The organism is Streptomyces sp. NPDC006140 (genome assembly GCF_040628815.1).
Taxonomy (GTDB): domain Bacteria; phylum Actinomycetota; class Actinomycetes; order Streptomycetales; family Streptomycetaceae; genus Streptomyces.
The window spans coordinates 67,233-88,667 of sequence record NZ_JBEXTS010000022.1 but is presented as its reverse complement, the minus strand read 5'-3'; the positions used below and the strand labels follow the sequence as shown (position 1 = coordinate 88,667).

At 73.5% G+C, this 21,435-nt stretch carries 20 protein-coding genes; 12 read left to right on the top strand and 8 right to left on the bottom strand.

Annotated elements, in window-relative coordinates:
- Positions 1-17: 17 nt before the first annotated feature.
- On the bottom strand, positions 18-347 hold the full coding sequence (locus ABZ386_RS37805) for a DUF5955 family protein (protein ID WP_114256241.1): 330 nt from the start codon (positions 345-347) through the stop codon (positions 18-20).
- 223 nt (positions 348-570) lie between these two features.
- Here ABZ386_RS37805 and ABZ386_RS37800 point away from each other — a divergent pair, with 223 nt between their 5' ends.
- Both ABZ386_RS37800 and aceB read left to right on the top strand, forming a co-directional pair.
- A complete protein-coding gene (locus ABZ386_RS37800) occupies positions 571-1,185 on the top strand; it encodes a nucleotidyltransferase family protein (RefSeq protein WP_356505181.1) in 615 nt (204 codons plus the stop codon).
- 205 nt (positions 1,186-1,390) lie between these two features.
- Entirely contained in the window at positions 1,391-3,016 is a 1,626-nt protein-coding gene (gene aceB / locus ABZ386_RS37795; RefSeq protein ID WP_351347356.1) for a malate synthase A, read from the top strand.
- Between the two features lie 11 nt (positions 3,017-3,027).
- On the opposite strand, the gene ABZ386_RS37790 is transcribed toward aceB, so the two are convergent.
- Both ABZ386_RS37790 and ABZ386_RS37785 read right to left on the bottom strand, forming a co-directional pair.
- Positions 3,028-3,297 (bottom strand): SelT/SelW/SelH family protein, encoded by a 270-nt coding sequence (locus tag ABZ386_RS37790; protein WP_355717306.1) that lies wholly within the window; start codon positions 3,295-3,297, stop codon positions 3,028-3,030.
- Positions 3,294-4,199 carry a HipA family kinase gene (locus ABZ386_RS37785; protein ID WP_351347360.1) on the bottom strand — a complete coding sequence of 302 codons (906 nt, stop codon included), beginning with the start codon at positions 4,197-4,199 and terminating at the stop codon, positions 3,294-3,296. Before ABZ386_RS37785 ends, ABZ386_RS37790 begins: the two co-directional genes overlap by 4 nt.
- Before the next feature lie 166 nt (positions 4,200-4,365).
- Between ABZ386_RS37785 and ABZ386_RS37780 the strand changes: the two genes are divergently transcribed.
- Genes ABZ386_RS37780 through ABZ386_RS37770 form a run of 3 tightly spaced genes read left to right on the top strand, consistent with a single transcriptional unit; the run spans position 4,366 to position 8,302 of the window.
- Complete coding sequence (locus ABZ386_RS37780) at positions 4,366-5,235, top strand: ABC transporter ATP-binding protein (protein ID WP_358968119.1); 870 nt, start codon at positions 4,366-4,368, stop codon at positions 5,233-5,235.
- Positions 5,232-6,215 (top strand): iron-siderophore ABC transporter substrate-binding protein, encoded by a 984-nt coding sequence (locus ABZ386_RS37775; RefSeq protein ID WP_355717313.1) that lies wholly within the window; start codon positions 5,232-5,234, stop codon positions 6,213-6,215. Before ABZ386_RS37780 ends, ABZ386_RS37775 begins: the two co-directional genes overlap by 4 nt.
- 8 nt (positions 6,216-6,223) lie before the next feature.
- Complete coding sequence (locus ABZ386_RS37770) at positions 6,224-8,302, top strand: iron ABC transporter permease (RefSeq protein WP_358968116.1); 2,079 nt, start codon at positions 6,224-6,226, stop codon at positions 8,300-8,302.
- Here the strand turns inward: ABZ386_RS37770 and ABZ386_RS37765 are convergent.
- Positions 8,297-8,710, bottom strand: a complete 414-nt coding sequence (locus ABZ386_RS37765; protein ID WP_351347368.1) for a (2Fe-2S) ferredoxin domain-containing protein — start codon at positions 8,708-8,710, stop codon at positions 8,297-8,299. The genes ABZ386_RS37770 and ABZ386_RS37765 overlap by 6 nt on opposite strands.
- A 162-nt stretch (positions 8,711-8,872) precedes the next feature.
- Between ABZ386_RS37765 and ABZ386_RS37760 the strand changes: the two genes are divergently transcribed.
- Positions 8,873-9,823: a hypothetical protein gene (locus ABZ386_RS37760; RefSeq protein WP_358968114.1), complete on the top strand. Its 951-nt coding sequence runs from the start codon at positions 8,873-8,875 to the stop codon at positions 9,821-9,823.
- Here the strand turns inward: ABZ386_RS37760 and ABZ386_RS37755 are convergent.
- Positions 9,814-11,355, bottom strand: coding sequence for an IucA/IucC family protein (locus ABZ386_RS37755; protein ID WP_351347372.1), 1,542 nt, complete (start codon positions 11,353-11,355; stop codon positions 9,814-9,816). The genes ABZ386_RS37760 and ABZ386_RS37755 overlap by 10 nt on opposite strands.
- Before the next feature lie 112 nt (positions 11,356-11,467).
- On the opposite strand from ABZ386_RS37755, the gene ABZ386_RS37750 reads away from it, so the two are divergent.
- Genes ABZ386_RS37750 through ABZ386_RS37740 form a run of 3 tightly spaced genes read left to right on the top strand, consistent with a single transcriptional unit; the run spans position 11,468 to position 15,071 of the window.
- A complete protein-coding gene (locus tag ABZ386_RS37750; RefSeq protein WP_358968113.1) occupies positions 11,468-12,961 on the top strand; it encodes an IucA/IucC family protein in 1,494 nt (497 codons plus the stop codon).
- Positions 12,962-13,005: 44 nt separating this feature from the next.
- The gene (locus tag ABZ386_RS37745; protein WP_351347376.1) at positions 13,006-14,271 is read left to right on the top strand and encodes a VWA domain-containing protein; all 1,266 of its coding nucleotides are present in this window, start codon (positions 13,006-13,008) and stop codon (positions 14,269-14,271) included.
- Positions 14,271-15,071 (top strand): hypothetical protein, encoded by an 801-nt coding sequence (locus ABZ386_RS37740; RefSeq protein ID WP_358968111.1) that lies wholly within the window; start codon positions 14,271-14,273, stop codon positions 15,069-15,071. Before ABZ386_RS37745 ends, ABZ386_RS37740 begins: the two co-directional genes overlap by 1 nt.
- A 174-nt stretch (positions 15,072-15,245) precedes the next feature.
- Here ABZ386_RS37740 and ABZ386_RS37735 read toward each other — a convergent pair whose 3' ends face one another.
- A complete protein-coding gene (locus tag ABZ386_RS37735; protein ID WP_351347380.1) occupies positions 15,246-15,872 on the bottom strand; it encodes a helix-turn-helix domain-containing protein in 627 nt (208 codons plus the stop codon).
- Between the two features lie 86 nt (positions 15,873-15,958).
- Here ABZ386_RS37735 and ABZ386_RS37730 point away from each other — a divergent pair, with 86 nt between their 5' ends.
- The 3 genes from ABZ386_RS37730 to ABZ386_RS37720 all read left to right on the top strand — a co-directional run bounded on the left by ABZ386_RS37730 (position 15,959) and on the right by ABZ386_RS37720 (position 18,374).
- Entirely contained in the window at positions 15,959-17,167 is a 1,209-nt protein-coding gene (locus ABZ386_RS37730; protein WP_356505216.1) for a pyridoxal phosphate-dependent aminotransferase, read from the top strand.
- A gap of 76 nt (positions 17,168-17,243) precedes the next feature.
- Positions 17,244-17,873: a hypothetical protein gene (locus tag ABZ386_RS37725; protein ID WP_351347382.1), complete on the top strand. Its 630-nt coding sequence runs from the start codon at positions 17,244-17,246 to the stop codon at positions 17,871-17,873.
- 78 nt (positions 17,874-17,951) lie between these two features.
- On the top strand, positions 17,952-18,374 hold the full coding sequence (locus tag ABZ386_RS37720; protein ID WP_351347384.1) for an acyl-CoA thioesterase: 423 nt from the start codon (positions 17,952-17,954) through the stop codon (positions 18,372-18,374).
- 12 nt (positions 18,375-18,386) lie between these two features.
- On the opposite strand, the gene ABZ386_RS37715 is transcribed toward ABZ386_RS37720, so the two are convergent.
- Both ABZ386_RS37715 and ABZ386_RS37710 read right to left on the bottom strand, forming a co-directional pair.
- The gene (locus ABZ386_RS37715; RefSeq protein WP_358968107.1) at positions 18,387-19,772 is read right to left on the bottom strand and encodes a nucleobase:cation symporter-2 family protein; all 1,386 of its coding nucleotides are present in this window, start codon (positions 19,770-19,772) and stop codon (positions 18,387-18,389) included.
- A gap of 213 nt (positions 19,773-19,985) precedes the next feature.
- Positions 19,986-21,365 (bottom strand): 8-oxoguanine deaminase, encoded by a 1,380-nt coding sequence (locus ABZ386_RS37710; protein ID WP_356505166.1) that lies wholly within the window; start codon positions 21,363-21,365, stop codon positions 19,986-19,988.
- Positions 21,366-21,435: the final 70 nt, after the last annotated feature.

Here is a 21,435-nt window from a genome sequence, read left to right as displayed (position 1 = left end):
CAGGCCAGGCGCCCTGACTAGCCCTGGCCGCGCACCGGCCCTCCGAAGAGGTCCACCGCCCGGCGGACCTCCGCCAGCCCGGGGGACAGCGCGCTCACCGAGCCGATCGCGCCGGCGATCAGCAGCAGGGAGCTGTGCAGCCGCGGGATCTCGGGGATGCCGTCGGCGGCCATGGCGTCCAGGGCGGCGAGTTCCTCCTCGGCGATGCTCCGGTCGGCGAACTCGCCGGGATGGGCGGCGAGCCGTCGGCGCAGCCGGGACACGGCGGAGCGCAGCTCCGTCACGCGCGGATCCGCCTCGTCGCCGGCCACGGGCCGCTGCCGCTTCTGCTCCACGCTCCGCAACACAGTCCTCCCCCTCGCACCTCGCCGTGCGCGTGCCCTTCCGACACGAAGTCCCCCACACCGGGCCTCGGCCCGACGCCCGGCCGGTCGGTGCGGGCGACAGTAAACGACGCGGGCCGTCAGGCGCCAGTCCATTGCGTCATCGACTTGTTTCGCTGCGTGACTTTCCGGCCCGGGGGCGCGAGAGACCCGGGGCGCGGCGGCCCTGCTGCGGTATGCAGGTTCCATGACGACAAGGGAGACGACGGACGGGGCGGGTGCGGTTGCGGGGCTGCTGCTGGCCGCGGGTGGCGGGCGGCGGCTGGGCGGGCGCCCCAAGGCACTGCTCCCCCACCGCGGCAGACCGCTCGTGGAGCACGCGGTGCGGGTGCTGCGCGAGGGCGGCTGCGCCCGTGTGCACGTGGTTCTGGGCGCGCGGGCCGAGGAGGTACGCGCACGGGCCGCCCTGGCGGGGTGCGTCCTCGTCGACAACCCCGGCTGGGAGGAGGGCATGGGGACGTCCCTGCGGGCCGGGCTGGACTCGCTCGCCGGTACGGGCGCCCGGGCGGCCCTGGTCGCGCTCGTCGACCAGCCCGGCATCGGACCGGAGGCGGTGGCCCGGGTCCTTGCGGCCTACGAGGGCGAGGAGTCGCTCGCCTCGGCGGCGTACGAGGGAGTGCGCGGCCATCCGGTCCTGTTCGGCGCCGCCCACTGGGCGGGGATCGCCACGACTGCCCTCGGGGACCAGGGGGCACGCGCGTATCTGAAGGAGCACGAGCCGGCGATCTCGCTCGTCGAGTGCGGGGACGTGGCCCGGCCCTTCGACATCGACACGGAGGCCGATCTGGCGCACCTGGAGTGAGCGAGGTGGCACGGAGCGCCACCTTGCCTCGACTCAGAGAATCTCGACATCAACACACGATTGAACTTCCACCATGAGGAAACTACTATCCACTGTTCAGAAGCGCCCGCCGGCTCCCCGGGCGCCGAACGCCGTATCCGGGAAGACTGGCACCGGGTGCCACCGCCGACTCGTCTTCACAGCTCGCTGAAGGAAGTGACCGTTCATGTCCGCTCCAGCGCCGTCCCCGCTGGCCATCGTCGACGCCGAGCCCCTGCCCCGGCAGGAAGAGGTCCTCACCGAAGCGGCGCTCGCCTTCGTGGCCGAGCTGCACCGGCGGTTCACGCCCCGGCGTGACGAGCTCCTCGCCCGCCGCGCCGAGCGCCGCGCCGAGATCGCCCGCACCTCCACCCTCGACTTCCTCCCGGAGACCGCCGCGATCCGCGCCGACGACTCCTGGCGGGTCGCCCCGGCCCCGGACGCCCTGAACGACCGGCGGGTCGAGATCACCGGCCCCACCGACCGCAAGATGACCATCAACGCGCTCAACTCCGGCGCGAAGGTGTGGCTCGCGGACTTCGAGGACGCCTCGGCGCCCACCTGGGAGAACGTGGTCCTCGGCCAGCTCAACCTGATCGACGCCTACACCCGGAACATCGACTTCACGGACCCGAAGTCGGGCAAGTCGTACGCCCTGAAGGCGAACGAGGAACTCGCCACGGTCGTCATGCGCCCCCGCGGCTGGCACCTGAACGAGCGTCACCTCGTCGACGCGGACGGCGCCCCGGTGCCCGGCGCGCTCGTCGACTTCGGCCTGTACTTCTTCCACAACGCCAAGCGCCTGCTGGGCCTGGGCAAGGGCCCGTACTTCTACCTGCCCAAGACGGAGTCGCACCTCGAAGCCCGCCTCTGGAACGAGGTCTTCGTCTTCGCGCAGGACTACGTCGGCATCCCGCAGGGCACCGTCCGCGCGACCGTGCTGATCGAGACGATCACGGCCGCGTACGAGATGGAGGAGATCCTCTACGAGCTGCGCGACCACGCCTCCGGGCTGAACGCGGGCCGCTGGGACTACCTGTTCTCCATCGTCAAGAACTTCCGTGACGGCGGCGCCAAGTTCGTCCTGCCGGACCGCAACGCGGTGACGATGACGGCCCCGTTCATGCGCGCCTACACCGAACTCCTCGTCCGCACCTGCCACAAGCGCGGCGCCCACGCGATCGGCGGCATGGCGGCGTTCATCCCGTCCCGCCGGGACGCCGAGGTCAACAAGGTCGCCTTCGAGAAGGTCCGCGCCGACAAGGACCGCGAGGCGAACGACGGTTTCGACGGCTCCTGGGTCGCCCACCCCGACCTCGTGCCGATCGCCATGGAGTCCTTCGACAAGGTCCTCGGCGACAAGCCGAACCAGAAGGACCGGCTGCGCGAGGACGTCGACGTCAAGGCGGCCGACCTGATCGCCGTCGACTCGCTGGACGCCAAGCCGACGTACGCGGGCCTGGTCAACGCCGTGCAGGTCGGCATCCGTTACATCGAGGCCTGGCTGCGCGGCCTCGGCGCCGTCGCCATCTTCAACCTCATGGAGGACGCGGCCACCGCCGAGATCTCCCGCTCGCAGATCTGGCAGTGGATCAACGCCGGTGTGGTCCTCGACAACGGCGAGCAGGTCACCGCCGACCTGGCCCGCAAGGTCGCCGCCGAGGAACTCGCGAACATCCGCGCCGAGATCGGCGACGAGGCCTTCGCGGCGGGCAACTGGCAGCAGGCCCACGACCTGCTGCTGAAGGTCTCCCTCGACGAGGACTACGCGGACTTCCTGACGCTGCCGGCGTACGAGCAGCTCAAGGGCTGACGGCGGGACCGCTAGCGCTCCGAGTGGCCCAGGGTCTTCCCCGGGGCCACTCGGTCGCGTACGGCCCGCTTCACGGCCGTCGGCTCGGGGAAGCCCTGCTCGCGGCGGTCCCAGACGACCTCGCCGTCGACGCGGACGACGAACACGCCGCCCTTGCCGGGCTTCAGGGCCAGCTCCGTCAGTTCGGTCTCGAAGGTCGTCAGCAGTTCCTGCGCCAGCCAGGCCGCGCGGGGCAGCCAGCGGCACTGCGTGCAGTACTCGATCTCGACACGGCCACTCATCGGATGTGCACCGACCCGTCCTGTTCGACCGCGGGCCTGCCGTGCAGATCGGGGACCTGCCTCAGCCACGCGGGGCGTCCTTGCTGGTTCCTCGCCGTCCGCAGGGCCTGCTCGGCGGCGACCTCCTCCCGGCTGGGGAAGTCGGTGGGCAGCCACTGCGCCGAGGCGCCCACGCGCGCGTGCAGGTACGCCACATACGCCTGGCGGGCCTCGCCGGGAGAGGCGAAGCCGGTCAGCCAGGCGTCCGGCACCTCCGCCACGATCTCCCGCAGCAGCTCCTCGGTCACCTTGGGCGCCAGCTCCGCGTCGGCGGCCCGCACGTCCGGGGCGTAGTGGCCGAGGGCGTGGTGCCGGACGTCGTAGGCCTTGGCGGGGTCGGTGCCGTCCCAGCGGTGGTGGAAGACCAGGGCCGCCCCGTGGTCGATCAGCCACAGGCGCGGGGGCGCGACGCCCAGGGTGGGCCAGATCATCAGGTTGGAGCTGTGGACCGTGCGGTCGACGTTGGCGGTCAGGGCGTCCAGCCAGACGATCCGGCCCGCCTCCAGCGGGTCGACCGGGAAGGTCTTCGCGACCTCCGGGGTGAAGTCCCGGGCGCCCGGCAGGTAATCCATGCCGAGGTTCACGCCGGCGCTCGCGCTGTGGAGGTCCCGCACCTCCTGGTGGGGCTCGCCCGCGGCGACCGCCGGGTCGAAGTGCACGAGGACCAGCTCGGGGAACCGCAGTCCGAGGGCACGGGCCAGTTCGCCCACGATCACCTCGGCGACGAGCGCCTTGCGGCCCTGCGCGGAGCCGGTGAACTTCACGACGTACATGCCCAGGTCATCGGCCTCGACGAGCGCCGGCAGCGAGCCGCCCTCACGTAGGGGCGTGAGGTAGCGGGTCGCGAGAACCTCTCTCAACACTTTCCCAGGCCGCCCGTCTCATTCCGCCTCCGGCACGAAATGAGCATATTAATCGAGGGCGACACCGAGGCGCCGTCCGCCGCCGTGGGCCTGCCGTCAGCGGTGAGGCGCACCGCCCTCGGTGACCGCCCCCCGCCTGGAAATTAGGTTAGGCTAACCTTCACCCGTGAGATCTGGTGAAGAACCCGCCGGCGGAGCGCGTCTGCGCGGGCATCGACTTTCGGCCACGCACGTCACCGTGTCGTACGACGGCACGGACGTCGTGCACGACGCGGCGATCACGCTGCGCCCCGGCGAGGTGACCGCCCTGGTCGGCCCCAACGGCAGCGGGAAGTCGACGCTGCTGCGGACCATCGCCCGGCTGCAGCGGGCCCGGCGGGCCGAGCTCCGCATCGACGGCGGCACCGACGGCCTCGCCCTGTCCGCCCGGGAGTTCGCGCGGTACGTGGCCCTGCTGACGCAGGGGCGGCCCACGCCCAGCGGGCTGACCGTGCGGGACCTCGTCGAGTTCGGCCGCTATCCCTACCGGGGCCGCTTCGGCCGCCCGGACCCGGACGCGTCGAACGCGGTGGAACGGGCGCTCGCGCTGACCGGGGTCACGGAGCTCGCCGAGCGCGGCGCCGACCACCTGTCCGGCGGGCAGCTGCAGCGCGTGTGGCTCGCCAGTTGCCTCGCGCAGGAGACCGGCGTGCTGCTGCTGGACGAGCCGACGACCTATCTCGACCTGCGGTACCAGGTCGAACTCCTCGACCTCGTCCGCGACCTGGCGGACGACCACGGGATCGCCGTCGGGGTCGTCCTGCACGACCTCGACCAGGCGGCGGCCCTCGCCGACCGGATCGCCCTGCTCGAAGCGGGCCGCATCGTCGCCGACGGCCCACCCGAGGACGTCCTGACGCCGGAACGGCTCACCGCCGTCTACGGCATCCGGATCGACGTCGACACCGACCCCCTCACCGGCCGGCTGCGGACCCGCCCGATCGGCCGCCACCACACCCGCACCACCCGAAGCGAAAGGCTCGGCACCACCTCATGAGACGTCTCCTGCTCACCGCGGCCGCCACCACCGCCGCGGCGCTCACCCTCGCCGCCTGCGGCACCACCGAGCCCGCCGCCGACAGCGCGAAGGGGAAGACCTCCGAGGCCATCAGCCTCACCGACTCCACCGGCGCGAAGGTCGAACTCGACGGTCCCGCGAAGAAGGTCGTCGCCACCGAGTGGAACGAGGTCGAGAGTCTCATCACCCTCGGCGTCGACCCCGTGGGCGTCGCCGACGTCAAGGGCTACAAGACCTGGGACACCGCCGTCCCGCTGAAGAACGAGCCGAAGGACATCGGCACGCGCGGCGAGCCGAGCATGGACACCATCGCCTCGCTCTCCCCCGACCTGATCGTGGCCAGCTCCGACCTGCCCGACGCGGCCGTGAAGCAGCTGCGGAAGATCGCCCCGGTGCTGGAGATCAAGTCGGCCGACGCCTCCGACCAGATCGGGCAGATGTTCAAGAACCTCGACCTGATCGCCAAGGCCACCGGCACCACCGACAAGGCGAGGACGGCCCGGAAGAACTTCGAGGCCAAGGTCGCCGCGGGGAAGAAGGCCCTCGCCGACGCGAAGCTCGACGGCGCCTCCATCGCCTTCGCCGACGGCTACGTCACCTCCAACCAGGTCTCCGTGCGCCCGTACACCAGCGGCTCCCTGCTCGGCGCCGTCAACGAGGAACTCGGCCTGAAGAACGCCTGGAAGGTCAAGGGCGACCCGGTCTACGGCCTCGGCACCACCGACGTCGAGGGCCTCACCGGCCTGCCGGACGACACCCGGTTCGCCTACATAGGCAACGACGGCGACAAGGCCAGCACGCCGTTCACCGGCGCGCTCGCGAAGAACGCCGTGTGGACCTCCCTGCCGTTCGTGAAGGCGGGCGAGGTGCACCGGCTGCCCGACGGCATCTGGATGTTCGGCGGTCCCGGGTCGATGGAGGCGTACATCGACGCCCTCGTCGACGCGCTGACGAAGTAACGCCCGTCATGGCCGTCACCGAAGCGCCCCCCGCCACCCGTCCAACGGCGGCCGCGTCCCGGGCGGGCGCGGCCGCGGTGACGGCCGGACTCGCCCTGCTGGTCGCCGTCCTCGCCGTCGTCGACATCACCCAGGGCACCGCCGCCGTCGGACCGGCGCACGTGTTCAAGGCCCTGACCGGGCGGGCCGATCCGTCCGACGCCTCCGTGGTGATCGCCTCCCGGCTGCCGCGGATGACCGCCGGTCTCCTGGTCGGCGTCGTCCTCGGCATCGCGGGAGCCGTGCTCCAGGCCGTCAGCCGCAATGTGCTCGCCTCGCCCGACACCCTCGCCGTGAACGCCGGTTCGTACCTGGCGCTCGGGCTGGTCGGCGCGACCGGCGTCTCGCTGCCGCTGCTCGCCTCCTCCGGCGTCGCCTTCGCGGGCGGGCTGCTGGCGGCGGCCGTGGTGCTCGCCCTGTCCGGCCTGGGCACGGGCACCGTACGGCTGGTCCTCGCCGGCACGGCGCTCGCGCTGGGCCTGAACTCCGTGACGGAAGGGCTGCTCCTGCTGTTCCCGCAGCAGACGGAGGGCCTCTACCAGTGGAACCAGGGCAGCATCGGCCAGAACGGCTTCGACGGCGTCCTGCAACTGCTGCCCGTCGCCCTGGCGGGACTCGCCGGCCTGCTGCTGGTCGCCCGCCGGGTCGACGCGCTCGCCCTCGGGGACGACGCGGCGCGCGGGCTGGGCGTCCCGGTCCGCGCCACCCGCGTCACGGTCGTCGTGCTCGCCGCGCTGCTGTCCGCGGCGGCCGTCACGCTCGCCGGGCCCATCGGCTTCGTCGGGCTGTGCGCACCCGCCCTGGTCCGTCCGCTCGCCCGCCGGTTCCGGGGCTTCGTCCGCGCCCGGGCGGCCCTGCCCGCGGCCGGACTGGCCGGCGCCGCTGTCGTGCTCGGCTCGGACGTGCTGCTGCGGGCCCTGATCCCGGCGGACACGGCGGTGGCCGTCCCCACCGGCATCGTCACCAGCCTGGTCGGTGCCGTGTTCCTGGTGGTGACGGCCCTGCGGCTGCGGGACACGGCCGGTGCCGACGCGCCGGACCGGCTGCGCGTCCCCAGCCGGACGGCGTTCCTGGTCACGGTGGCCGTCCTGGTCGCCGTGGTCGTCGGCGTCACGCTGGCCGGTGTCCTGCTGGGCGACAGCAAGCTCCTGCTCGGCGATGTCGCCAACTGGGCGCAGGGCAGGGCAGGTCAGACCGTCTCCTTCGTCCTGGACACCCGCGTGCCGCGGGTGCTCGCGGCGCTGTGCGCGGGCGCGGCGCTCGCCCTGGCCGGCACGCTCGTACAGGCCGTGACCCGCAACCCGCTCGCCGAACCCGGCGTGCTGGGCGTCTCCGGCGGGGCCGCGCTGGGGGCCGTGCTGCTGGTGACCACCGTGCCCGCCGTGGGCTCCTGGGGCATCGCGGGGGCCGCGTTCGGCGGCGCCGCGCTGGCCTCGGCCGTCGTCTTCGGGCTCGCCGCCCGGGGCGGCTACCGGCAGCACCGGCTGGTCCTCGTCGGCATCGGCATGGCGGCCGGCTCCACGGCGCTGATCAGCCTGCTCATCGTGCTCACCGACCCGTTCAACGCCACCAAGGCGCTGACCTGGCTGTCCGGTTCGACCTACGGGCGGACCACGGCCGACGTGCTGCCCGTCGCGCTCGTGCTGGCGCTGGGGCTGGCCGTCGCGGTCGCCCGGCGCACGGAGCTGGACCTGGTCTCGCTGGACGAGGACACCCCGCGGCTGCTCGGCCTCGGGCTGCCCCGGGCGCGGCTCGGTTTCCTGGTGGTGGGGGTGCTGCTCGCGGCGACCGCCGTGGCCTCGGCCGGCACCATCGGCTTCGTGGGGCTCGTGGCGCCGCACGCGGCACGTGCCCTCGTGGGCCGGCGGCACGCGCGGGTGGTGCCGGTCGCCGTCCTGCTCGGCGCCGCGCTCGTCTGCGCGGCCGACCTGCTCGGCCGTACGGTCATCGCCCCCGCGCAGCTGGGCGCCGGCCTGATGACGGCGATCATCGGTACGCCGTACTTCCTGCGTCTGCTGGTGCGCGGCCGGGGAGCGGCGAGGTCATGAGCCGTCCGGGCGCCGCCGGGTGAGGGGGCTGAAGACGTACAGGTCGAGGATGTCGGGCAGCGGGGCGACGCCGGGGCCGCCCTGGCGGACCCACGAGACGACGTCCTCGGTCGCCGCCGGGTCGTTGACCAGCCCGAGCCAGACCGGCCGTCCGCCGGCGGCCCGGCCGGCGGAGGACGGCTGGACGACGATGACGTTGGCCTGGTCGCACACGTCCAGGCAGTCGGAGACCCGCACCGGCGCCGCGGCGCGCAGGCGCTCGGTCTGGGCCGCGTGATCGACCCCGGTCACCTTGGGGCTGCCGCAGCAGCAGTCCCGGCACACGACGACGCGGCACGGCACGGGGCCGGTGGCCGCCGTGTCGTCCAGGGGATCGTCGTTCGCCGCGTCGGACGGCGTCGCGGACATGCCGCACCTGCCCTCTCTCCGGGGAGATCCTCCCCGGGCGTTCGTCGGGGGGCCACTCCGGTGGTTCGTCCGGGGAGCCCGCCCATGGGTCTCCTGGCCTGCCTGGGCGATCATTCCATGGGGTGGTTTCCCGAAGATCACCCCGGGGAGGGAGGTGCGCACGTGGGTGACCGGACGAGTCCGCGCACGCCCTCCCCCGGCGTGCCCCGCGTCGTGTCCGGCGTCGCCTCCGGTGTCTGCCACGGCACGCTCGGCGAGCTGTACCAGGGCCCGTTGCGGGCGGGCCCCGATCCGGACATCGCGGTGGTGTCGTTCCCCGTCGGCCGCCACTCCCGGGTGTCGTTCACCCCCGGGGCGGTGCCCGGCCCGGGGGTGAACCCCGGAGCGGTGCCCGGCGCGCCCCCGCCACCGTCGCCGCTCGGGGAGAAGTCGGCGACCGCGGTCCGGCTCTTCCTGGAGCACTACGGCCTGCGGCTGCCGCCCGGTGAGTGGACCGCGCGCTCCGAGCTGCGGGTGGGTGTCGGCATGGCCAGTTCGACCGCCGACATCGTGGCGACCCTGCGCTGCCTGTTCCGGCTCTTCTCGCTGCCGTACGACACCGAGGTGGTCGTCGGCGTCCTGGCGGCGATCGAGCGTGCCGACAGCGTCTTCCTCGACGAGTTCGCCCTGTATCTCAGCGGCCGGCACCGGCTGGTCCGGCGCCTGGGCACGGACATCGGCTTCCACACCGCCTACGTGACCGAGCCCGGCACCGTGGACACCGCCGCCGTCACGCCCCTGCTGCTGGAGCACTACCGGCGCCGCGGGGCCGCGTACGAGCAGTGCCTGACCGACCTGCTGAAGGGCTTCGCCTGCGGGGACGCGGCGGCCGTGGCGCGGGCCGCGACCAGCAGCGCCGTGCTGTCCCAGGAGGTGCTGCCGAAAGCGACGTTCGAGGGCGTGCTGGCGCACCGCGAGCGGTTCGGCGCCGACGGCGTCTTCGTCGCCCACACGGGCTGCCTGACCGGCTATCTCTTCACCCGCCGCCCGGACTCCCGCCTCAGGTCCGAACTGGCCGCGTTCTTCCGCTCGCTCGGCCACCCGTGCTCGTTCGCCCGGGCCGGTTACGGCTGATGCCGGAGCGGGTTGGGCAGCGGCAGGTAGCGGGCGTCGGCGCCGTCCGCGCCGGTCCAGCGCAGCAGCAGGTTGGTCTTGGCGGGCAGGGTGGGCGAGGTGAGCAGGGCGGGGATCTCCGGGACGTCGTGGCGGGCCAGTTCGCGGCGGACGGCGGGCCAGGGGTCGAAGCCGGGCCGGCGTGCGGCGAGGGCGCCGGCGATCTCGGTGAGGTGGTTGACGACCAGGCAGTACACGAGCCGCTCCCAGCCCGCCTCGCGCGACACCTCCGGCAGCAGCTTCACGCCCTCGGCGTCCCGGTACAGCGCCTGCACGGGCGTGCCGTCGGCGTCCACCGCGACGAGGGTGTTCTGCAGGTGGGCCTCCAGGACGACGCCGTCCCGGGCGAAGGCCGTGAGGACCGGGGGCACCACCTGCGCCAGGTAGGCCGCCCACCATGCCTCCGGGGCGGCGGCGCGGTCGAGCGGGCTGCCGTCGAAGCCCTCGACGAGTCCGGCGGCCAGCAGCGGGGTCGCGCCGGGCAGCAGACGGTCGTGGAAGCCGTCGCGGACGAGGACGGCCAGGGCCTCGAAGGCGAAGTCGGCGGTGCGGTAGCCGCGGTCGCTCAGCCAGGCCGGAGGGCCGTCGGACGCCGCCAGCGCCGAGCACACCGCCGCGTCGGTCCGGCGCAGGGCGAGCAGGTCGTGGCGCCAGAGCCGGCGGATGTCGTTGGTGATGCGCACGTCGAGGCTGAACTTGAGGAAGAGGTCGGGCTCGGGTGCGTAGAGCGTGCGGATCGCGGCCGTCGGCCAGGTGTCGAAGGCGGTCGTGCCGAGCCGGACGAGCCGGCCGTCCGCGAAGGCCGCGTCGAGCTCCCGCGCGGCCAGGTCGAGCTGCCAGGGGTGGGCGGGCAGCAGCCGGTAGCCGGGCGGGGCGGTGCCGAGGGCGTCCAGGGCCGAGGTGTCGCCCTCCTCGACGACGGTGTCCTCGCGCAGGCCGAGCAGGGTCAGCGGGAAGCGGGCGTACGCCTCGGGCGCGTACGGCAGCCAGCCGGCGGCCGGGCCGCCGCCGCGTGCCTTGGGGGCCGGGTGGTGGGTGTGGCCGGTGAGGAGGCACTGCTCGGAGCGGAGGTAGAGGTCGCCGGGCGGGGTGGCGCGGGCCCGGGCGGCCAGCAGCGCGGCCACGGCGTCCCGGCTGTCGATCATCTCGGCGGGCAGTTCGTGGTTGGACAGCCCGGTGTGCCGGCGCAGTTCCTCGGCGACGAGCTTGACCAGTTCGGTGTGGCCGACGCGCCGCCAGCCACCCGCCACCCGCACCTCGGGCTCGGCGGGCCGCCGCGTCCCGCGCACGCGCAGCAGGCGGCCCCCGCCGGGCAGCCGGTAGACCCGGTGATCGCCCTCCTGCCGGACCGGCCGGGCCACCTCCCGCAGCAGGCAGTTCAGCAGCGGCACGGCGGCGTACGCGTCGGCGCGCCCGGCGAGGCCGGTGGCAGTGTCGTCGCCGTGGGCCGAGTCGTCGTCGGCGGGCGGGGGCATGAGGTCCACGCGTTCCACTCGTTCCCTACGGTCCTTCCAGCGTTCCGGCCGGCGTTCCGGGCGGAGATGATCAGTATGCGGTCGTCGCCGTCCCGCCGTGACGCCCTATTCGTACCCGAGGAGCCCGCCCGTGCACCGTCCCCCCACCGCCGAGGCCGAGGTCGCCGAGGAACTCGCCGTCGTACGGCCCGGCCTCCTGCCGCGGTACGAGGCCGAACTGCCCGGCGCCCGGGCGGCCGTCCTGTCGCGGCTGTGGCGTGGCCTCACGCATGATCCGCTGCCCTGGGTCACCGGCGGGGAGCCGGGCCGGGACGGGCTGACCCTGCGCCTGTCGGACGGCCGCCGGCTGCACGGCCCGCGGCCGGATCCGTACGCGACCGGCGCGTACGTCACCTCCGTACGGCTCGACGGGACGGCATACGACGATCCGGCGCGGCTGGTGACGGACCTCGCCGTCCCGCACTCCGCCGCCTTCGCCGCCGAACTCGGGCACAGCGTGGCCTCGTTGGCGCTGTCGCGGGCGGGGCAGGAGGGCGAGCGGGAGGCGTGGCCGGAGAGCGACTGGGCGTGGGAGCAGCGGATCGTCGACGGGCATCCCTTCCACCCGACGTGCCGGTCCCGGCCCGGTTTCTCGGTGGCCGAACAGCTCGCCTACGGGCCTGAGCACCGGCCGGTGGTGGAGCTCGGACTGGTGCCGGTGCGGGCGGAGGAGTGCCTGGTGACGGGGGTGTGGCCGGGGGACCTGCGGGACGGGGAGCACGTGGTGCTGCCGGTGCATCCCTGGCAGGCGGCGCATGTGCTGAAGCGGACGTGCGAGGAGCGGAGTCCGGGGCATCCGCTGATGTCCCTGCGCACGCTCGCCCTGCCCGGCGGGCCGCACGTCAAGACGTCGCTCAGCGCCCGGCTGACGTCCTCGGTGCGGGACATCTCGCTGCCGTCGGTCGCCGCGTCGGCGGTGCTGTCGGAGTTCGCCGGGGTTCCGGCGGCGCGCACGGACGGCCTGCTGCACGTCACCCGCACCCTGGGCGCGGCGGCGGCCGGCTCCCCGGACTTCGCGGCGGTCCTGCGGGAGTCCCCGCGCACGTACGCGGGCAGCGGTGAACGGATCCTGCCGGTGGCGGCGCTCGCCACGACCGAACTGCCCCGCTCCCCCGGCTGGCTGGCCGGTTTCGCGCGGCTAACGCTCACGGTGGGCCTGCGGCTGCTGGAGCTGGGCGTGGCCCTGGAGGCACACGGCCAGAACCTGCTGGTGGTCCTCTCACCGGCGGGCGAGCCGCTGCGGCTGGTCTACCGCGACCTGGCCGACATCCGCGTCAGCCCGGCCCGCCTCGCCCGGCACCGCATCGCGGTGCCCGACCTGCCGGCCCGCATGGTCACCGACGACGAACGCACGCTCCGCCGCAAGCTGTTCGGCTCACTCGTGGCAGGAGCCCTGGCCGGGACGGCCGGGTCGGGCGAGGCCCTCTCGACGGCGCTGGAGACGGCCGTACGGGATCTCCCGGACACGCCGGATCTCGCCGCGCTGCGCGCCGATCCCCTGCCCACGAAGGCGCTGACGCTGATGCGGCTCTCGCCGCAGACGCCCGGGGACCAGTGGGCGGAGCTGCCCAATCCCCTGCGCTGAGGCCCGTTTTGGAGCCCGCCCCCGGTGATCAATAAGATCCGCCGATGATCACAAGTAAACGGCTGGCGGCGGGCGTCTGTGCCCTGCTCGCCGCGTTGACGGCCGGGCTCGCCTTCCCGGCCGGAGCGGCCGCCGGTGAACCCACGGGCCAGGAGGCCCCCAAGGTCGACCTCGTCCTCGACGTGAGCGGCTCGATGCGGGCGCGGGACATCGACGGACAGTCGCGGATGGCCGCCGCGAAGCAGGCGTTCAACGAGGTGCTGGACGCGACGCCCGAGGAGGTCGAACTCGGCATCCGCACCCTCGGCGCGAACTACCCGGGCGACGACCGGAAGACGGGCTGCAAGGACACCGCGCAGCTCTACCCGGTCGGCCCGCTGGACCGCACCGAGGCCAAGACGGCCGTCGCCACGCTCACCCCGACGGGCTGGACGCCGATCGGCCCGGCCCTGCTGAAGGCGGCCGACGACCTGGAGGGCGGCGACGGCTCCAAGCGCATCGTGCTGATCAGCGACGGCGAGGACACCTGCGCCCCGCTCGACCCGTGCGAGGTGGCCCGGGAGATCGCCGCCAAGGGCATCGGCCTGACCATCGACACGCTGGGACTGGTGCCCACCGCCAAGCTGAGCCGGCAGCTGAGCTGCATCGCCGAGGCCACCGGCGGCACCTACACCTCGGTGGAGCACCAGGACGAACTCACCGACCGGGTCAACGAGTTGGTGGACCGGGCGGCCGAGCCGGTGGTGACGCCGGTGCCGACGCGGGGCGCCGCCGAGTGCGCCGAGGCCCCGACGCTGAAGTCCGGGCTGTACAGCGACCGGGAGGAGTTCGGGCAGCAGCGCTGGTACCGGGTGGACGTCCCGCCGGGCAAGGAGCTGCGCGCCTCGGTGAGCGTCGCGGCCGACCGGGCCGTGAACCCCGGCTACGGCGTCCTGCTGCGCGCGGTCACGGCCAAGGGCCGCGAGATCGTGCGCGGCGAGGCGGCGGGCACCGGCCGTACGGACGTGATCTCGACGGGTCTGCGCTATCCGAAGGCCGCGAGCGACGAGGAGGACGCACCGGCCGAGGCCGTCTGTCTGGCCGTGTCGCACTCCTTCTCGGCGGCCTCCGGTGTGAAGGCCACGCCCGGTCTGCCGCTGGAGCTGACCGTCGACGTCGTGGACGGTCCGGACCGGGCGGCCGACGTGGCCGCCTTCGGCCTCGGCCGCGGCTGGTGGCTGCTGGGTGTCCTGATCCTCACCGGCTTCCTGGCCGGTCTCGTATGGGGCTGGCTGTCGCGCTGGCGGGTCGCCGTCTGGAGGACCAACTGATGCTAGTGGTACGCGCGTTGAGCGCCGCGTTGCTGACCCTGGGCCTGGCGGCCGCCCCGGCCGCGGCCGACGCCTCCCCGACTCCGTCGACTCCGTCGCAGGACGGCGGGTCGGCCCCCACGCGGGCCGGTACGTCGTTCCGTACGGCGACCGAGGTCGAGCAGGGGCAGGAGGCCACCGCGAGCGGGTCCACCGGCGACTACCTGTACTGGTCGTTCCCCGCGGACACCGGGCAGCGCCCCACGGTCAGGGCGACGGTGAAGCTGCCGGACACCCATGCCGCCCAGACCTGGCAGCTCGATGTCTACGACGGTCTGCGCCGCCGTCAGGCCTGCCAGTACGGGGCGCAGACGCGCACCGCTGCGGCCGACGCGGCCTCCGTGGAGCTGGCCTGCGTCCTGCGCACGGTCCGTGCCTGGTCGGAGCCGTGGGGCAACGACCCGCTGCCCGGCACGTACTACGTGCGGCTGACGGCCAACGGCGTCACCACCGCCGACCTCGGCCTCCCGGTCGACACCCGGATCCGGGTGGACTCCGAGGACATCGGGGGCTCGGCGGCGGTGGACGGCTCGCTGGCCGAGCCGCTGGTGCCGGGGATCGCGACGAGGTCCGGGGCGGAGCGGGAGGACGCGGCGGTGCTGGCCGGGCTCGAACCGGAGGACGGCTGGGCATCCGGCTGGTGGTCGGACCGGTGGGTGTGGACCGCGACGGGCGGCTTCCTGGCCGCGCTGGCGGGGATCGCCGGGTACGCGCTGACCCGCGGCTCGGGCCGGCCGACACGGGTGCCGCCGGGCGCCTGACGACCCCGTCGCCCGCGACCGTCGGGCCCCGTCGTCCGCGGCCGACACGGGTGCCGCCCGGCGCCCAACCGACCCCGCCACCCCCGGCCGCCACGGGAGCCGCCGGGCGGCTGACGGTTCCGTCGTCCGGCGCCTGGCACGTCATCAGAAGGCCCGCCCTGTGCGGGCCTTCTCTCATGCCTCGCGGAGGGTCTTCGCGAGGGCGCCGTCGCCGGTCACCTCGACCCGGCCCTCCCGCACGGCCCGGACCAGGTCCAGCTCGCCGCGGCTGAGCGCCGTGCACGTGGCGGTGTCCAGGACCAGCAGGGCGTCGGGCTCCGCGGGGGCGGGTCCGTCGCCGTACACCGGCCCCTCCTCGGCACCGGCGTGCAGATGGAACCGCCCTTCCTCCAGGCGGACTTCGACGAGCCCCTCCCCGTCCAGCAGGCGCAGCAGGGGCAGCGCGAACCAGTGTGCCCGTACGGCGTCCGTCGGCCGGCGCTCCCCGAGCTCGCTTTGCCCCCACTCCCCCAGCGCCTGCAGCACGGGCAGCAACTCACCTCCGCGCGGGGTGAGTTCGTAGACCGTGGCCGCGCCGGGCGGTGGCAGCCGGCGGCGGGTGGCGAGGCCGTCGCGCTCCATGTCCCTCAGCCGCGAGGCGAGTACGTCCGTGCTGACGCCGGGCAGGTCCGCGTGCAGATCCGTGTAGCGGCGGGGACCAGCGAGCAACTCCCGGACGATCAGCAGGGTCCAGCGGTCGCCGACGACGTCGAGCGCGCGGGCGGCGGAGCAGTACTGGTCGTAGCTTCGGCGAGGTGGCATGCGACGCAGTCTAGACAAGTTGTTGGACTTTCCAAGCTGCTGCTTGGTAAAACCAAGCAACACCAGTGAGCGAGGGGAAGCGGCGCATGGAGTTCCGGCAGTCGAGCAAACTCAGCGAGGTCTGTTACGAGATCCGCGGCCCGGTCATAGAGCATGCCAACGCGCTGGAGGAGGCGGGCCACAGCGTGCTGCGCCTGAACACCGGCAACCCCGCGCTCTTCGGGTTCGAGGCGCCGGAGGAGATCCTCCAGGACATGATCCGGATGCTGCCGCAGGCGCACGGCTACACCGACTCGCGCGGCATCCTCTCCGCCCGCCGCGCCGTCGCCCAGCGCTACCAGACGCTCGGGCTGGAGGTCGGCGTCGACGACGTCTTCCTCGGCAACGGCGTGTCGGAGCTGGTCTCCATGGCCGTCCAGGCGCTGGTCGAGGACGGCGACGAGGTCCTGATCCCCGCCCCCGACTTCCCCCTCTGGACGGCGGTGACGACTCTCGCGGGCGGCAAGGCGGTCCACTACCTCTGCGACGAGCAGGCCGACTGGTACCCGGACCTGGCCGACATGGCGTCCAAGATCACGGATCGCACCAAGGCGGTCGTGATCATCAACCCGAACAACCCCACCGGCGCCGTCTACCCGAAGGAGATCGTCGAGGGCATCCTCGACCTCGCCCGCCGCCACGGCCTGATGGTCTTCGCCGACGAGATCTACGACCAGATCCTCTACGACGACGCCGTGCACCACTCGGCCGCCGCGCTCGCCCCCGACCTGGTGGTCCTCACCTTCTGCGGCCTGTCCAAGACGTACCGCGTGGCGGGCTTCCGCTCCGGCTGGCTGGTGGTCACGGGCCCGAAGCAGCACGCGAAGGACTACCTTGAGGGCCTCACCATGCTGGCGTCCATGCGGCTGTGCGCCAACGCGCCCGCCCAGTACGCCATCCAGGCCGCGCTCGGCGGCCGGCAGTCCATCGGCGAGCTGACCAGGCCCGGCGGGCGGCTGCTGGAACAGCGGGACGTGGCCTGGCAGAAGCTGAACGAGATCCCCGGCGTGACCTGCGTGAAGCCGAAGGGCGCGCTGTACGCCTTCCCGCGCCTCGATCCCAAGGTGCACCGCATCCACGACGACGAGAAGTTCGTCCTGGACCTGCTGCTGCGGGAGAAGATCCAGGTGGTCCAGGGCACGGGCTTCAACTGGCCCGCCCCGGACCACTTCCGCATCCTGACCCTGCCGCACGCGGACGACCTGGAGGCGGCGATCGGGCGGATCGGGCGGTTCCTCGGCGGCTACCGCCAGTAGGGGCGGTTGTCAGTGGCGGGTCGTAGCCTTCGAGCAGGTGGGCCAGTGCCCGAGACCGGCCGGAGAGGAGCACGCCGTGACCCGACCGCCGACCGCCGCGCAGCGGCGGGTCATCGACGCCGCCGACCCGGTGACCGGCCGGCTGCGAGGTACGGAGGCGCAGCTCACGGCGCTGGTGAAGCGCGGGCTCGCCTTCCGGCACCCCCGGCCGCCGCACGACCACTTCCTGACGCCGGAGGGGCATCGGGTCCGGCAGGGCATCACACAGGTGCCCGGGCCCGCCGGGGAGGCTCCCGCCGCCACGGGTGTGTTCGCGGCACGGACCGGTGGTGAACCGGACCCTCCGCGGTCCGGCCCCGCCCGGCGCCGTGAGGTGCACAGCGCCTGGCAGGGCCTGCTGGAGCTGCGCCGCATGACCAACCGGGACGGGGCGGTGGACCGGCCGTGCGGCTGGGAGCGCACGCATCTCGTGCAGGCCGCCGCGCTCGCCCTGGAGGCGGCCGGGCACCCTCCGGCCGGGCCGGACGACGGGGGCTACCGGGTGCGGGAGACCCCGCAGCCGGAGGCCGTCGCCGTCCACGAGCCGGACGGCGGGGCGCTGCGCGCCTGCGCGGCCACCCTGGAGGGGGCAGGCTGGCAGGTGAGCGAGCACCGCGAGCCGCGCACCGGGACCCGCTTTCTCCTGGCTTCCCCGCGCCGGGCGTGATGGGCATGCCAAGATCGGTGGATCGTTGCGCATGACACGAGAATCCGGTGCGAGAACCCGGTGCGAGAAGGGAAAGCCGTGAGCGAGCCGTTTTCCGTCCCTGTGACCGTCCGTGGCTACGAGACGGACGTGCAGGGGCACCTCAACCAGGCGGTGTACCTCAACTACGCGGAACACGCCCGCTGGTCGCTGCTCGAGGCGGCCGGGATCAGCCAGGCCGGTCTCATATCCCAGGGGGTGGGACCGGTGGCGCTGGAGACGACCATCCGCTACAAGCGGGAGCTGCTCGCGGGGGACGAGGTCGAGGTGACCTGCGCCTTCGAGTGGGGCGACGGCAAGACGTTCCGTATCGAGCAGACCGTCCGCAAGCCCGACGGCACGGTGGCCGCCGAGATCACGGCGGTCGGCGGGATCCTGGACCTGAAGGAGCGCAGGCTGGTCGCCGACCCCGCCGAGGTCTTCCGGAAGCTGGCGGCGGACCCGGGCCTGTTCGGGCTCTAGGGCTCCGGAGCGCTACGCGGCTGGTGCCTTCGGCGTGCCCGTGAGTTCCTCGCCCGGCTCCATCGGGTGGGTCACGTCGTGGGCCTCCCGGCCGCTGTCGCCCAGGTGGTTGAAGACCAGGTTGAGCAGGACCGCCGCCACACACCCCGTCGAGATGCCCGAGTCCAGGACGATCCGGGCCGTCTCGGGGAAGGCGTGGTAGAACTCCGGCGCCGTGATGGGGATGATGCCGACGGCCAGGGAGACGGCGACGATCAGGACGTTGTTGTCCTTGTCGAGGCCGGCCCGGACCAGGGTCTGGATGCCGCTGGCGGCGACCGAGCCGAAGAGGACCACGCCCGCGCCGCCGAGGACCGGGCGCGGTACGACGGCGATCAGCGAGGCGGCCATCGGGCACAGGCCCATGAGGACCAGGAATCCGCCGCCGGCCGCGACGACGTACCTGCTGCGGATCCTCGTCATCGCGACCAGGCCGATGTTCTGCGCGAAGGCGCTGCACATGAAGCCGTTGAAGACGGGGCTGATCGCCGAGCCGAGGGTGTCGGCGCGCAGGCCGGCGGCGATGGTCTTCTCGTCGGCCGGGCGGTCGACGATCTCGCCGAGGGCCAGCATGTCGGCGGTCGACTCGGTCATCGACACCACCATCACCACGCACATCGAGATGATCGCGGCGAGCTGGAACTGCGGGGCGCCGAAGTGGAACGGCGTCGGGAAGCCGATGACGTCCGCGTCCGCGACCGGGCCGAAGTCCGTGACGCCCAACGGGATCGCGATGAGCGTGCCGGCGACCAGGCCCAGCAGGACGGCGATCTGCTTGACGAAGCCCCGGGTGAAGCGGCGCAGCAGCAGCACGATCAGCAGCGTCACGCCCGCGAGGCCCAGGTTCGTCGCCGAGCCGTAGTCCCGCGCGGCCGGGTTCGGTCCCTGCGCCCAGCCGAAGGCGACGGGCAGCAGCGAGATGCCGATGAGGGTGATCACTGAGCCGGTGACGACCGGCGGGAAGAAGCGGATCGCCTTGCAGAAGACGGGGGCGGCGAGGAAGCCCAGGAGTCCGGCGACGATGACCGCGCCGAAGATGACCGGCAGGGCGTCGGACTTGTCCTCGGTGGAGGCGACGATCGCGGTCATCGGGGCGACACCGGCGAAGGTGACGCCGTTGACGAACGGCAGCCGGGCGCCGATCTTCCAGATGCCGAGGGTCTGCAGGAAGGTGGCGAGGCCCGCGGTGAACAGGCAGGCGCCGGTGAGGAAGGTCAGGTCGGTGGCGGTCAGGCCGATGGCCGCGCCGACGATCAGGGGTGGGGCGACGACTCCCGCGTACATGGCGGCCACGTGCTGCAGGCCGGTCGTCGCCATCTTGAGCGCGGGGAGTTTTTCGTCAACGGGGTGGTCGGCCACGGCGGCGTCCCTCCGGTCGGTTACACGGCGGCGCCGAGCGGCGGCCGTGGGTGTCAAGGAGGTGGTGCGGGTGGTCGTGCGGGACCTGGTGACGGGTTGGCCGTTCCGGGGCGCGCGTGTGTGCGCGCCCCGGAGACGGCCGCCGCGGACCCCGCTCGGGTCCACGGCCACCGGCCGGGAGCCGTCCCTCCCGGCCGGAGTATCCGGGTGGGGTCAGGCCTCGGCGGCGATCCGCGCCAGGCGCCGGGCCTCGTCGCGCGTGGCGCGGGCGATGGCGTCCTCGTCGGCGGTGAGCAGCCGCCCGTCCTCGACGATCTGCCGGCCGCCCACGAAGGAAGCGGTGACCGGGGCCGCCGCGCCGAAGACCAGGGCGGTCACCGGGTCGGCGATGGAAGCGTGGGCGAGGGTGTCCATCCGCCACAGGACCAGGTCGGCGAGCTTGCCGGGCTCCAGGGAGCCGGTCTCGGCGGCCCGGCCGAGGACCTGGGCGCCGCCGTAGGTGCCGAGGCGCAGCGCCTGGCGGGCGTTGAGCGCGGCCTCCTTGTGGCCGCCGAGGCGGTTGATGAGGAGGGCGTTGCGCAGCTCGGTGTGGAGTTCGCCGGACTCGTTGGAGGCGGTGCCGTCGACGCCGAGGCCGACCGGGACGCCGGCGGCGAGCATGTCGGGGACGCGGGCGATGCCGGCGGCGAGGCGGGCGTTGGAGGAGGGGCAGTGGGCGACGCCGGTCCGGGTCCGGGCGAAGGCGGCGATGTCGGAGTCGTTCATGTGGACGCAGTGCGCCATCCACACGTCCTCGCCGAGCCAGCCGGTGGACTCGAAGTAGTCGGTCGGGCCCATGCCGAACAGTTCGTGGCAGAACTTCTCCTCCTCCACGGTCTCCGAGCCGTGCGTGTGCAGCCGGACACCGAGGCGGCGGGCCAGCTGGGCGCCGTCGCGCAGCAGTTCGGTGGAGACGGAGAAGGGCGAGCAGGGCGCGACGGCGACCTGGGTCATGGCGTCGAAGGAGGAGTCGTGGTGCTGCCGGACGGTCTCCTCGGTGGCGGCGAGGGCCCCGTCGAGGGTCTCGACGGCGAAGTCCGGGGGCAGGCCGCCGTCCTTCTCGCTGCGGTCCATGGAGCCGCGGGCGAGGGTGAAGCGGACGCCCATGTCGCGGGCGGCGCCGATGATCGCGCCGGACAGGTCGCCGGAGCCGTGCGGGAAGACGTAGTGGTGGTCCATGGCGGTGGTGACGCCGCCGCGGGCCATCATCGCGAGCGAGCCCTGGGCGGCCGCGCGGACCATCGGCTCGTCGATGCGCGCCCAGACCGGGTACAGCGCGACCAGCCAGTCGAAGAGGTTGTGGTCCGTGGCCAGGCCGCGGGTGATCCACTGGTAGAAGTGGTGGTGGGTGTTGATCAGTCCGGGTGTCACGAGGTGGCCGGAGGCGTCGATCCGGCGGGCGACGTTGTCCAGGCCCTCGGGGGCCGGGCCCGCGCCGAGGGATTCGATGCGGTTGCCGGCGAGGACGACGTGCCCGGAGGCGTACTCGGTGTCGTGTCCGTCGACGGTCGCGATCGCGCAGTTCTCGATGACGATGCGCCGGTCTGCTGCCATGGTTCGTCCTTTGCGCTGATGTGGAGAGGGCACGGCAGGACCCCGGGGAGTTTGAGTGCCGTGGCCGGAG